Source organism: Proteus sp. PR00224, from assembly GCF_016238105.1.
Classification (GTDB): Bacteria; Pseudomonadota; Gammaproteobacteria; order Enterobacterales; family Enterobacteriaceae; genus Proteus.
This window is the reverse complement of the sequence record NZ_JAEHQU010000005.1, coordinates 256,772-269,646: the sequence shown is the minus strand read 5'-3', so window position 1 is coordinate 269,646 and position 12,875 is coordinate 256,772. Positions and strand designations below refer to the sequence as shown.

General features: G+C 37.6%; 9 protein-coding genes and 1 tRNA gene. 6 read left to right on the top strand and 4 right to left on the bottom strand.

What is annotated here, in order from left to right; all coding sequences use genetic code 11:
- The 4 genes from JEP71_RS11320 to JEP71_RS11305 form a co-directional block, all read left to right on the top strand.
- On the top strand, positions 1-2,488 hold a 2,488-nt coding region (locus JEP71_RS11320), incomplete at its 5' end, for a beta strand repeat-containing protein (RefSeq protein WP_442958812.1).
- 102 nt (positions 2,489-2,590) lie between these two features.
- Positions 2,591-3,844, top strand: a complete 1,254-nt coding sequence (locus JEP71_RS11315) for a TolC family protein (protein ID WP_198621027.1) — start codon at positions 2,591-2,593, stop codon at positions 3,842-3,844.
- Between the two features lie 24 nt (positions 3,845-3,868).
- Positions 3,869-6,034: a type I secretion system permease/ATPase gene (locus JEP71_RS11310; protein WP_198621028.1), complete on the top strand. Its 2,166-nt coding sequence runs from the start codon at positions 3,869-3,871 to the stop codon at positions 6,032-6,034.
- Positions 6,035-6,050: 16 nt separating this feature from the next.
- Complete coding sequence (locus JEP71_RS11305; protein ID WP_198621029.1) at positions 6,051-7,310, top strand: HlyD family type I secretion periplasmic adaptor subunit; 1,260 nt, start codon at positions 6,051-6,053, stop codon at positions 7,308-7,310.
- Positions 7,311-7,488: 178 nt separating this feature from the next.
- Here the strand turns inward: JEP71_RS11305 and JEP71_RS11300 are convergent.
- From JEP71_RS11300 to aspA, 4 genes are all read right to left on the bottom strand, one after another.
- Positions 7,489-7,564 (bottom strand) — tRNA-Phe (locus JEP71_RS11300).
- Between the two features lie 296 nt (positions 7,565-7,860).
- Entirely contained in the window at positions 7,861-8,433 is a 573-nt protein-coding gene (dicD, locus tag JEP71_RS11295) for a division control transcriptional repressor DicD (protein WP_109374260.1), read from the bottom strand.
- 183 nt (positions 8,434-8,616) lie between these two features.
- Entirely contained in the window at positions 8,617-9,942 is a 1,326-nt protein-coding gene (locus JEP71_RS11290; RefSeq protein ID WP_198621030.1) for an anaerobic C4-dicarboxylate transporter, read from the bottom strand.
- A gap of 158 nt (positions 9,943-10,100) precedes the next feature.
- Positions 10,101-11,525: an aspartate ammonia-lyase gene (gene aspA / locus JEP71_RS11285; RefSeq protein WP_109374261.1), complete on the bottom strand. Its 1,425-nt coding sequence runs from the start codon at positions 11,523-11,525 to the stop codon at positions 10,101-10,103.
- A gap of 374 nt (positions 11,526-11,899) precedes the next feature.
- Between aspA and JEP71_RS11280 the strand changes: the two genes are divergently transcribed.
- Entirely contained in the window at positions 11,900-12,406 is a 507-nt protein-coding gene (locus tag JEP71_RS11280) for an FxsA family protein (RefSeq protein ID WP_198626242.1), read from the top strand.
- Between the two features lie 169 nt (positions 12,407-12,575).
- Positions 12,576-12,869 carry a co-chaperone GroES gene (locus JEP71_RS11275; protein ID WP_036914050.1) on the top strand — a complete coding sequence of 98 codons (294 nt, stop codon included), beginning with the start codon at positions 12,576-12,578 and terminating at the stop codon, positions 12,867-12,869.
- Positions 12,870-12,875 lie beyond the last annotated feature (6 nt).

The window sequence follows — 12,875 nt, the reverse complement described above, 5'->3', positions numbered from 1 at the left end:
GGCGGATGAAGTGACTGCGGGTAAAGCCGAAGTGACTATTCCGGCAGATAAAGCAACTCCGGATGGCAATTATTCTGTGAAAGCAGAAATTACCGATCCTGCGGGTAATACGAGTGGTGAGGGGAAAGCAACAGACTTTATGGTCGATACAGTTGCCCCTTCAGCACCAGTATTAAATGCGGAAGATAATGGTTCTGTTTCCGTTGAACTGCCGGGGGATGCCAATAAAGGTGATACCGTAGAAATTACGTTTGAGGATGAAAATGGTGATAAACAGACTGTAACAATGGAGAAAGGGGATAATGGCTGGACATCTAGTGTTCCTAATTTGATCCCAGACAGTCAGGGTAATAACACTACTATTCCATCTGATAATGTAAAAGATAACAGTGAAGTGAGCGCAGTTGCTAAAGATCCAAGTGGTAATGAAAGTGATCCGGCAACAGCAACATCTAAAACAGATGTGTTACCGACAGTGAGTATCAGTGTTGATACAACATCAACGGATAGCAAAGGGGATAAGATTAGTGCAGATGCCTCTGTTTCCGGTGAAGTAACTGAAGTTCCTGCAACCGTTGAAGACACAGATGGTACTACCGGATTAGTGTATACCGTTGCTTTGGATTCTGTTGCAGCACAAGATGTGACTGTGACAATAACCTTAACAAATGGTGTGGGTCATGCCAGTGCGCCAGATTATTCAACGCTTGCAGGCTCTCAGCACGACGGAAAAATTGTCCTGCATGGTGACACAGGCAAAGTAACGTATGATGGTGCATCAACAGTAACGGTTGTTATTCCTGCTGGCTCTAAGAGTGTTTCATTTATGGTTGATCCAACAATGGAAGCTAACCAAAATGCATTTAATGCCGAGGGTATGGAAAAAGTGGTTGCAACCATTACGGGAACATCTGACAACGCTACAGCCGCAACAGATATAGTAAATAATGCGGGTGCTTCAGCAACGGGTGTTATTTATGATGGTAACCCGATTTCATTACGTAATCTGGATGGTGATTTTACGCTGAAATATTCGTTATCCTCATCTAAAGCGGGAACAAACGATTTTGGATATACCATCGGTGCTAACAGCGGTGATGCTGATCCTATGTTAACAACTGATTATAACGATACAATTTATGTTGGTTATTATCAGGATGGTAGCGAAACTTCATCATACAGCAATGTGGCTAACTCTTCAGATAATGGACCTGATGGTACAAAAACAGATGGTAATCAAAGTATTACAACTGTTGATTTAGGGGCTGGTGATGATCTGATGGTGGTTCGCGGTAATATGTTAGCCAATACCCGAGTCTATGCTGGTGAAGGTAATGATACTTTTACTATGGATGGTATGAATACGGCGTTGCGTGTTATGTATGCTGGCAGTTATCTCTTTATGGAATCTGGTGATGACACCGTTACGATTAAACGTACAGGGGTAACAAATGCTGGCCAAATCTATCTTGGCTCAGGCAGTGATACTTTTACCCAAGGTGATGCTAATTCTCAAAATAATACTGAATTATCTGGTTTATTAGATCTGGGGAGTGGTACTCAAGCTAAGTCAAATCTGCCAAAAGAGTATCTTTCTGTTTATCAGGATGGTGGCAATTTCAGTCTGGGTAATGACAATAATATTGACGCGGTTACGGATGTTAATACTGTCACTATTTATGGTTCTGTATCTGGTGAAATTCTAGGTGGATACGGTAGTGATAATATCACTATCACTAAAAACCTAACTGGTAATGTTTCTGTTGGTGATAATACTGATACCTTAACTGCTGGGTGGATTTATGGTGGTGCTACTGTTTCTATGGGGGACGGCAATGATACTGTTACCGTCACTGAGGGGGCATATAACACAACTATTTCACTAGGGGCAGGAGATGATGTATTTGATTCCACTGGTGCAACTTTAGGTTCAGCTGCGACGACCATTGATGGTGGTGACGGGAATGACACAATCAAAATAGGCACTATTTCAAATGGTAAAATAACCATTGATGCGGGTGCTGGTGATGATATCGTTGTTCTGACAAAAGACTATGATCCTAAACCTATTGGTAATCAGGGTTATATTAATGGTGGAGAAGGTAGTGATACTCTAGTTCTGACAGGGACTATTTCTGTCAATCTGGCGACAGGGAAAGATGAAGGTATTGCTGGCTTCGAGAAAGTTGATATGACTGTTGGCAGTGATCTGAAAGTAGATAATGCATCTCAAACCGTCAAATTAACAGCATCGGATGTATTGGGAATGAATGCAAATTCAACGATTTATATTTCCGGTGATGCTAATGATAAAGTTGATTTAGGGGCTGACGGAGTTAACACCTTAGGGACATTTACCGCTACAGCCACAACAACTAAAGCAACTGCATTAGATGGCACTGAGCATACTTATACGCTTTACAGTAGTGCAAGTGGTGCTAATGTCTATATCGATAATAATATTATTGATAATGGAGGTGTTTTCTAATTATCTGTTTTAATTAAATCTAAGGCTGCTCGTTCGAGCAGCCTTATTATCCAATCATAAATTTCTATATTTAGATTGTATTTTTTATTAGAGGTAATATCTGTGTTTTCTATAAATAAACTCAAAATAATAACGTTTGTTATTTTTGGAGGCGTATTATTTAATTCACATGCGAATTCTTTAAAATATATATTAAATAACTCATTAAATAATGCGCCCGAGTTATTAGAAGCTAAAGCCGATATAGATATAGCGGTTGCAAGAGTTAATCAGGCTAGGGCTCAACATTTTCCCGTAATAAGCGTCACTGGAAATAAATTATTAGGACAATATCATCGTGATGAAAGTGATTATGATAATAATAGTTTTACTCCAGGACTAAGAGGAGAATTAAATCTCTATTCTTTTGGTGGAATAGAAAATGATGTTGAACGTAATGAAAAAGAACAGCTCTATTATCAATTTAAATATAGCGAAACGAAAGAAAATGTCGCTTACACCATATCAGATCTCTATTTAAAAGCATTGTTAGCCAAAGAATCTATTGCGGTAAAGAAAAAAAGCTTAGATAGGCATAATAGAATTATCTCTGAATTAAATGTGATAGCCCGTAATGATGAAGGGCGTATTTCTGAATATGTTCAGGCAGAAGCAAGAAAAATATTAGTAGAGCAAGATATTAACTATTATGAAAAAGAATTAATGACAACGCTGAGTACGTTATCAAAATATACAGGGTTTCCGGTTGGAGAGAGTGATCTTGTCAATCCTTTTGATGGAATGACAGTCAGTGATATGTATAGAGAATTCACTGCGGAAAATAATAATCAAAATCCGGCCTATCTTGTGAGCCAAGCCGATATAGACGCTAAAAAAATGGGCGTTAAAGTTGAAAATAAAAAACAATTACCAAGAATTAATTTAACTGGAAATATGACTAAAGATGATCGTCAGATAGGTATTGATGTGACATGGGATATTATTAATTTTTCATCATTATATTCTGTTGATGAAAAAGTAAGTCAGTTAAATGCGGCTCAACAGAGAATGGATAGGGTTATTCGAGACATTGAAGAAGCAAGACGTTTATCGGTAATTAATATCCAAAAAAGTACTCAAAAATTAAAGATATTAGATGCACAAATTTTATCATCGACAAAAGTAGTCGATTTTTATCAATTACAATTTAATGTTGCACGCCGTTCTTTGTTAGATGTTTTGAATGCAGAAAAAGAGTTATCTGATGTTGAATTATCTTACGCCACAACATTGGGCGATCTCAGACACGGGATGCTTGATTATTTGTATGCACAAGGAACACTTTCTCGCTGGGCACTTAATTCACTCACACACTAATAAATTAAGGTAAATATTGTAGTTATGAAATTGATCATAGAAGGTCTTTCTCTTACAACTCAGTTATTAGGCACACATTTATCCGTGGCTACACTAACTGCGCATACAATCCGTACCGCAAAGATGGGAATTGATTTTTCATCACTGATTGAATATCTGAAGAGTGAAGGATTTGAAAATACATTATCACAACGTTTATTAGATGATATTCCCTCTCTGGCTATGCCAGTATTATTATTATTAAAAAATGAAGAGAGTGCCGTTTTAACAGAAATTTCATTTGATGAAACTGGGCAGCGTAAATATAAAATTCAGCAAGTCGATGGTTTATCTGTTTGGTTAACTCAATCAGAATTAAATGAAAAGTATTTAGGTTATTGTTGGTTTATTAAGCCTCGTATCGCAACAGATGTACGTTCAGAATTGCCCGAATATACGATGCCTAAGGCATGGTTTTTTAAAGTTATTTGGCGCTTTAAAAAATATTATTATCAAATTATTCTCGCCACTTTTGTGATTAATTTTCTAGCACTTGTTAGTTCATTATATGTCATGAATGTTTATGACAGAGTGATACCAAATAAGTCATATCAAACTCTCTGGGTTTTAAGTATTGGTGTAATTCTTGCAATATTATTTGAATTTACAGCAAAGATGATCCGAGGACGGTTAACTGATATTGCTGGTAAAAAAGCTGACCTAATTATCAGCTCGGCTTTATTTAGAAAGGTTACCAATCTTAAATTACAGGAAAGACCTATATCATCTGGTTCCTATGTTAATAATTTACGAGATTTCGAATCTGTCCGTGATTTTATGACGAGTGCGAGTTTATTAACATTAGTAGATATGCCTTTTTTAATTTTATTTGTATCTGTAATTGCGCTTGTTGGGGGCAATTTAGCTTTTGTACCACTTACGATAATTCCACTGGTTATTATTGTTGGGCTTTTAGCTCAAATACCTTTATCAAAATATATTAATGAATCGATGAAGGAATCATCTCAAAGACAAGGATTAGCAGTAGAAGCTATTGAAGGTATAGAAACGTTAAAAACGAATAATGCAATGAGTTGGGCACAAAAGCGTTGGGATTATTACACGGCAAAAACAGCTTCTTCATCAATGAAAGTTAAAAATATCAGTAATTTTGTTATTTATTTTGCTGTTATGATGCAACAGTTAAATACGATATTTTTAGTTATTATCGGTACTTATTTAATTCATAGTGATGATCCCGCAAATAAAATTACGATGGGGGCTTTAATTGCAACAGTTATTTTATCCGGTAGAGCATTATCACCATTAGGACAAATTGCGGGTTTAGCTATACGTTTTCAACAGGCTTGGGTCGCATTAAAAGGTGTAAACGGCATCGTTGAAAGACCTTCAGAACGTGAACCTGATAGGAAATATATTACGTTAAAACAAATGAATGGAAATATAAAATTCCAAAATGTTTCATTTGCTTATAATCAAGATAGTAGCAGTGTAGTGAAAAATTTATCATTTGAAATAAAGCCGGGTGAAAAAGTTGGAATACTTGGGCGTATTGGCAGTGGTAAATCAACGACTTTAAAATTAGCAGCTGGGTTATATCCGACGGAACAAGGGAACATCACACTAGATGATGTCGATATTCGCCAAATAGATCCTCATTATTTGCGTAATCAGGTGTTGTTATTAGAGCAGGAACCAAGGCTATTTTTAGGTAGCTTAAGAGAGAATCTTGATTTAGCTCGTATGGATGGTTTTTCTAGTGATCAAGATTTGATTGTAGCACTAAAGCGATTTGGTTTAGATAAAGTCATTAAAAAGCATCCAAGAGGCTTAGATATGTCCTTGGGGGAGAATGGGTTAGGTCTTTCTGGTGGGCAAAAACAAATTGTTGCTTTGGCTAGAATGACGATGAGAAATCCAAAAGTTGTCTTACTTGATGAACCAACAACGGGACTTGATCAATATTCAGAAATTCAGGCATTAAATGCCATTTCAGCATGGTGTCGCACAAGAACATTATTAGTTGTTACTCATCGACCTCAGGTTCTGAGTATCGTCAACCGAATAATTGTTGTTGATAACGGTAAAGTTGTGATGGATGGCCATAGAGATGCGGTTTTACAGCAGTTAGCTAAAAATGAAAAAGAAAAACAAATGACTGTTCACTCAAAAGCCAAAATAGATAAGTAAGATTGAGAACGTTGAAATGAATGAATTAAATAAAAAACAAGTGACGCCTCCAAGTCATTCTAAAGAAGCTTTTTCTAATAAGGATTTAGCACTTCTAAATGACTTACATGCAGCACTTCAGCACGAAAAACATCATAAGAGCTTTATGATGATCACAATGTTGCTGATTTTTTTGATTATTTTTGTTATTTGGGCATGGAATAGTAGTCTTGAAGAAGTTACTCGTGGGCAGGGTAGTATTATTCCCAGCAGCCGGGAACAGATCATTCAGACACTGGATGCCGGAATATTAAAAAGCATGGAAGTCAAGGAAGGGGATATTGTTGAAAAAGGACAGGTATTGCTGACTCTGGATGATACCCGTTCCTCGGCTATTTTGAGAGAGAGTGAAGCGAAAGTTGATAATCTTGAAGCCATTCGAGCAAGACTTAAAGCGGAGGCATATTCTACTGAACTAAAATTCCCTGAGGGATTAGCCGCTGATTTAGTGGCGCGTGAAACAACGGTATACAATATACGTAAAGAGGCGCTGGGATCAGGGGTAAATAATTTACAAAAAAGCAAAGCTTTATTAGACAGAGAGATCGCAATAACAAGACCTATTGTTGCACAAGGTGCGATGTCTGCTGTGGAATTGTTGCGAATGGAGCGACAGTCAGCCGATATTCAATCTCAGATAAATGAAAAGAAAAATAAATATCTAACGGAAGCAAGTGCTGAATTAGTTAAAACGGAAGCAGAATTAGCTCAGGCAAGGGAAAATATGGCAGGGCGTGCTGATCCGGTCGAACGAGCATTAATACGGGCTCCATTAAGAGGTATAGTCAAAAATATACGTATTAATACTGTTGGCGGAGTAATTTCAGCAGGGCAGGATATTATGGAAATTGTCCCATTGGAAGACCAACTATTAGTTGAGGCTTATATCAGCCCGAGAGATGTTGCTTATGTCCGTACAGGAATGCCTGCATTAGTCAAACTAACTGCTTATGATTACGCTATTTATGGTGGATTGGAAGGTATTGTTACTTTAGTTAGCCCAGATACATTGCATGATCAAAAGAGACCTAGTGATTTAAAACTCAATCAAGATGAAGCTTTTTATCGTGTGTTAGTCACTACACAGAGTAGTCATCTTACTGACAAAAACGGAAAGGAATTACCTGTCATTCCAGGGATGATTGCTGGTGTGGATATTAAGACGGGTGAAAAAACAGTATTTCAATATTTGATTAAGCCAATAACTAGGATGAAACAAGCATTACAAGAAAGATAATTCTATTTTTAATATTATGCAGTCTTGTTCATATAATAAGGCTGCATTAGAAATAATATTTTAAGAGAACAAGAAAAGTCATAATGCAATAAAGGGATTGTCTTGTTTGAAAAGAGATATTGAAAATTATGAAGAGTAGAAAGCAAAAAACCAGCCCTAAGGCTGGTTTTTCTAAAGATGGTGCCCGAACTCGGAATCGAACCAAGGACACGGGGATTTTCAATCCCCTGCTCTACCGACTGAGCTATTCGGGCTAACGAGGCGCATTAAACCGTATTCAGCGTGATGCGTCAACGTCTTTTTAATAAAAAATGCAAAAATAAGTTTGTTTGCTTTCTTTTTACTCTATTCGAGTTTAAATTTTCATCATAAGCTATTTTTTAGTAAAAAATGCTTAAATAACAATCAGTAAAGATATTCACTTTTTTGCATATCAAAGAGAAAACCTTCTCTTTTTTTGATGATTAAATTTGTTTTTTGCTACTCTACAGATAGAAATTGAGTACAAACAAAAAAACAGATCATTTGTCTCGTTTTCTAACGCTTACAACTAACTTAATGCACCATTTTTTCGGCATTGAGCAATCTTAAGAATATCTTCTGCCAATAATTTTGCTGTAATAATATCATCAGCATGATGATTCACCATTAAACGGCTTAAACAGCCTTCTAAGATGAGCTCCATCTGTTTGGCAACTAACTCGCTATCTTCGATATCAAGCTCGCGTAGTAGCGTTCTAGAGTAATCAAATGAGCTTTGTTTTTGACGTTGGCTTAATTGGTGGATTTGAGAGTGCTCATCAGGATATGCGCTACAAGCAGCAACAAATAAACAACCTGGGAATCGGTTTTTTTCTAAACGCATAGCGAGTTGATCGTAACGTGCCAGTAGTTTTTGTTCGATAGAGAGTTCTTCATCTAACATTACTTGGCGTTGCCAAATATCAATTTGTTGTCCGTGGTGGCGAAGACAATCAAAAATCAATGCATCTCTATCAGGCCAGAAAGGGTGAAGATCAGATTCGTTGATACCCGAATCTTGAAGAAGCTCAGGTAAGGTTGCAGCTAAGCCGTATTGCTCTAATTGGATAAGTACGTGGTCTAATAACGCTTCACGTTGCACGGAAATCTCCTTAAATCACGTTGTCGCGAGAACATCATAATTAGCAGACTTTAGCTAAAAATGAAAGCGAGGAGCGATAAGCTAAAATGAAAATACCCCATCTTGCGACAGGGTATTTTCTTATTTTTTATTTCTTTTAAGTGCTAAGCACTTTTTTGCAATGTTTTAATTTTTTACTTCAAACTACAAAATCATACCGCCGAAGAGGAAACCAAATCCGACAGCTAATACCACACCAATAGTACCTGGGATAAAGAATGGGTGGTTGAAGACTAATTTACCGATACGAGTTGTACCAGTGTCATCCATTTGAACTGCTGCAACCAATGTTGGGTAAGTTGGCAGAATGAACAGACCAGAAACCGCAGAGAAAGAAGCAATTGCAGTTAATGGAGTTACACCTAATGCTAAAGCCATTGGCATTAACGCTTTCGCTGTTGCTGCTTGAGAATATAACAGAGCAGAACAGAAGAAGAAGATAACTGCTAATAACCAAGGATGGCCAGTGATTAAGTCACCCGCAGTCAGTTTGATCCAATCGATGTTACTTGAAACGAAAGTATCACCTAACCATGCAACACCCAGAATACAGATACATGCACTCATACCTGCTTTAAAGGTGCTTGAGTTTAGGATGTTGTCAGTTTTCACTTTACAGAAAACAGTGATTAAGGTTGCAACACTCAGCATGATGATAAGAATGGCGTTAGTGGTGTTCATTAACGGTTCTTTCACGATGCCTAAGCTTGGGCTGTTGATAATTGCATAAGTTACAACACAGACAACACCCAGTAAGAACAGCATTACAGATGATTTAGCACCTGATAATGTTTCTCTACGTTCTTGGCTACCACGTAATTCAACCAGACCTTGTTCTAAACGCTCACGATAGACAGCATCATCAGACAGTTTTGAGTTAAATACCCAAGACACGATAAATGACATCAGAATGATAGCAAGGAAAGTTGCTGGTAATAAGATAGACAGCAGAGTGATATAACTTACAGTGTTACCTTCACCCACCATTGCAGGGTTTTCCATGACAGAAGCCATGTAAACAACAGCCGCAGAGATAGGAGATGCAGTAATACCGATTTGAGCTGCAACAACACCGGTTGATAAAGGACGGCAAGGTTTGATGCCTTGTTCTTTTGCAACTTCAGCGATAACTGGCAGTGTTGCTAAAGAGATGTTCCCTGTACCTGCAAATAGAGTTAAGAAATAAGTCACAATAGGCGCAAGAATTGTGATGTATTTTGGATTGCGTCTTAACAGTTTTTCAGTTTGGCCAACAAGATAATCCAAACCACCAGCAACCTGCATCGCAGAGATTGCGGCAATAACAGCCATAATGATGGAGATAACATCAAAAGGGATTGAACCAGGTTTAACACCGATAGCAGCTAAAACTAAAACCCCTAAACCACCGGCAAACCCGATACCAATTCCCCCAAGTCTCGCACCGAGGAAAATGGCCAGCAGAACGATAATCAATTCTACGGCTAACATAGCGTTTACTCCTTGAGATAATTAAAAAAATGAGAAAGATAAGTTAAATTTTTGTTTTTACAATCAAGTAAAAAGGCACGTCCCTTAAAGAGTCCGTGCCTTGTATTTTTAAGAGCTCATTCTTATGTTTAACATGGTTATGTTATGAAACATAATTATTAATCATCAAAGCGTTTTGCTTTGTAAGCCGGGTTTTTTAAGTTCTCAACAGAGAAGATATCATCCAGTTGTTCTTCGGTTAATAAACCACGTTCTAGAACAACTTCACGTACACTCTTACCTGTTTCTGCACAAATCTTACCAACGATGTCGCCGTTATGGTGACCAATGAATGGGTTCAGATAAGTAACGATACCGATTGAGTTAAATACGAAGTGTTCACAGATTTCTTTGTTCGCAGTGATACCATCAACACATTTTTCTACTAAGTTACGGCAAGCGTTGCTTAACAGAGAAATTGATTCGAACATTGCTTGACCAATTGCAGGTTCCATTACGTTTAATTGTAATTGACCAGCTTCAGCTGCCATAGTGACACAAGTGTCATTACCGATAACTTTAAAGCAAGCTTGGTTAACAACTTCTGGAATAACTGGGTTTACTTTAGCTGGCATGATTGAAGAACCTGCTTGTAGTTCTGGAAGATTGATTTCTTTCAGACCTGCACGAGGACCAGAGGACAGTAAACGTAAGTCATTACAGATTTTAGACATTTTCACAGCTAAGCGTTTTAATGCACCGTGAACCATGACATAAGCACCACAGTCAGAAGTTGCTTCAATTAAGTCTTCTGCTGGAACACAAGCTAAACCAGTTACTTCTGCTAATTTTTTAACAGACAGTTCTTGGTAACCAGGCGCTGTATTCAGACCAGTACCGATAGCTGTTGCACCTAAGTTCATTTCTAACAGTAACTCAGCAGTGCGTTTCAGGTTTTTGATTTCTTCTTTCATCAGTACAGAGAAAGCGTGGAATTCTTGACCTAAAGTCATTGGTACAGCATCTTGTAATTGAGTACGACCCATTTTCAGGATGTCTTTGAACTCAACTGCTTTTCTATCAAAACCTGCTTTCAGCAGTTCGATAGATTCTGTTAATTTGATAATAGAGTTATAAACCGCTACACGGAAACCACAAGGATAAGCGTCGTTTGTTGATTGGCTCTTATTGACGTGGTCATTTGGGTTCAGGTATTGGTATTCACCTTTTTGATGGCCCATTAATTCCAGACCGATGTTTGCGATAACTTCATTGGTATTCATATTTAATGAAGTACCTGCACCGCCTTGGAATACATCAACTGGGAATTGATCCATGTGTTTACCTGTTTCTAATACTACGTCACAGGCTTTGATAATCGTATCAGCGATTTCACGAGGAATAGTGTGAAGCTCTTTGTTTGCTAATGCAGCAGCTTTTTTCACCATTACCATACCGCGAATGAATTCTGGAACATCATTGATGGTACGATCACTGATGTAGAAGTTTTCAATTGCACGTAAAGTGTGGACGCCGTAGTAAGCATCAGCAGGAACTTCTCTTTTACCTAACAGGTCTTCTTCGATACGAGTTTTATTTGACATGAGAACCTTCTTATTAAAATTTTAACTGTCTAGTTATGCGCTTGTTAATAAAATATATCGTTAACGGTTAATAATGTAATATAACTTACCGTTTTGCTTGGTACTGACACGATCATATTCGGGTTGTGAACAAATACCTTTAAGCTGGATCACTTTATACGTAAATAACCTCTAAATATTTTCTTTTTGTGATCTATCTCATGGATTTTGCAGTTCTACTTCTCTTTTTAACGCCCCTTGAAAAGGAGTGTTAGGCTCCCCATTATTATGTAGATAAACTAAGAAAAAGCGAGTTCGTAAACCATCACCTTAGATGTAGTTCACACTCCTTTCTATTAATAATATGAATCTTTTTTTATAAAAAGGAGAACCAAGTGCGTTGGCTCCCATTAATTGTTATCTGCCTTCTTATCTATATAGAAGCCGTTATTTTCGTCAATGTGGCATCTTCTATTGGCGTTCTTACAACACTATTCCTTGTGGTGCTGACTTCTTGTGTTGGTGTCTCACTGGTAAAAAATCAGGGCGTAAAAAATATTGCTTCAATGCAACAAAAACTTGCAGTGGGTGAAGTGCCAGCAGCAGAAATGGTGAAAAGCGTTTCATTAATACTGGCAGGTATTTTACTGTTGATCCCAGGCTTTTTTACAGATTTCTTGGGCTTGCTGTTGTTATTACCACCATTGCAAGCGCTATTAGTGACGAAACTGATCTCTCGAATTCAAATTTATTCAGCAGGTCATGGTCAAAGTGGATTTTCTTCTAATCAGAATGGATCAACCTTTGAAGGCGAGTTTCAGCGTAAAGAGGATTCACCGAGTAACCAACTGAATAATAAGACGGAAGATCAGGATAACAACCATTTTTCTGACAAAAAATAATTAGCCCAAAGCATAATCAACTGAAATGGGGAAAATTTGAAAAAAAATCACACTTCTCCCCTTGAAGTTTTACTGGATGCCCCCACCTGTATCGTCATGGTACTGGTTCATCTTGGGCACTGGTATCAACCTTAATCCTGATATGGACTTTTTTATAGGAGCACTATTAATGAAGATTCGTCCATTACATGACCGTGTTATTGTTAAACGTAAAGAAGTCGAAGCTAAATCAGCAGGCGGTATCGTACTGACTGGCACTGCGGCGGGTAAATCAACTCGTGGCGAAATTTTAGCCGTAGGTCAAGGCCGTATTATGGAAAACGGCGACGTTAAACCACTGGATGTTAAAGTTGGCGATATCGTAATTTTTAACGACGGTTATGGCGTTAAAACAGAAAAAATTGATAACGAAGACGTGCTTATCATGTCTGAAAGCGACATTTTAGCAATTGTAGAAGAATAATTTTTC

What these genes read in the sequence shown, in the direction of transcription:
- JEP71_RS11310 (WP_198621028.1), top strand. Translation starts at nt 3,869, where the DNA reads ATGAAATTGATCATAGAAGGTCTTTCTCTTACAACTCAGTTATTAGGC.
- JEP71_RS11305 (WP_198621029.1), top strand. Translation starts at nt 6,051, where the DNA reads ATGAATGAATTAAATAAAAAACAAGTGACGCCTCCAAGTCATTCTAAA.
- JEP71_RS11290 (WP_198621030.1), bottom strand. Translation starts at nt 9,942, where the DNA reads ATGTTAGCCGTAGAATTGATTATCGTTCTGCTGGCCATTTTCCTCGGT.
- aspA (WP_109374261.1), bottom strand. Translation starts at nt 11,525, where the DNA reads ATGTCAAATAAAACTCGTATCGAAGAAGACCTGTTAGGTAAAAGAGAA.
- JEP71_RS11275 (WP_036914050.1), top strand. Translation starts at nt 12,576, where the DNA reads ATGAAGATTCGTCCATTACATGACCGTGTTATTGTTAAACGTAAAGAA.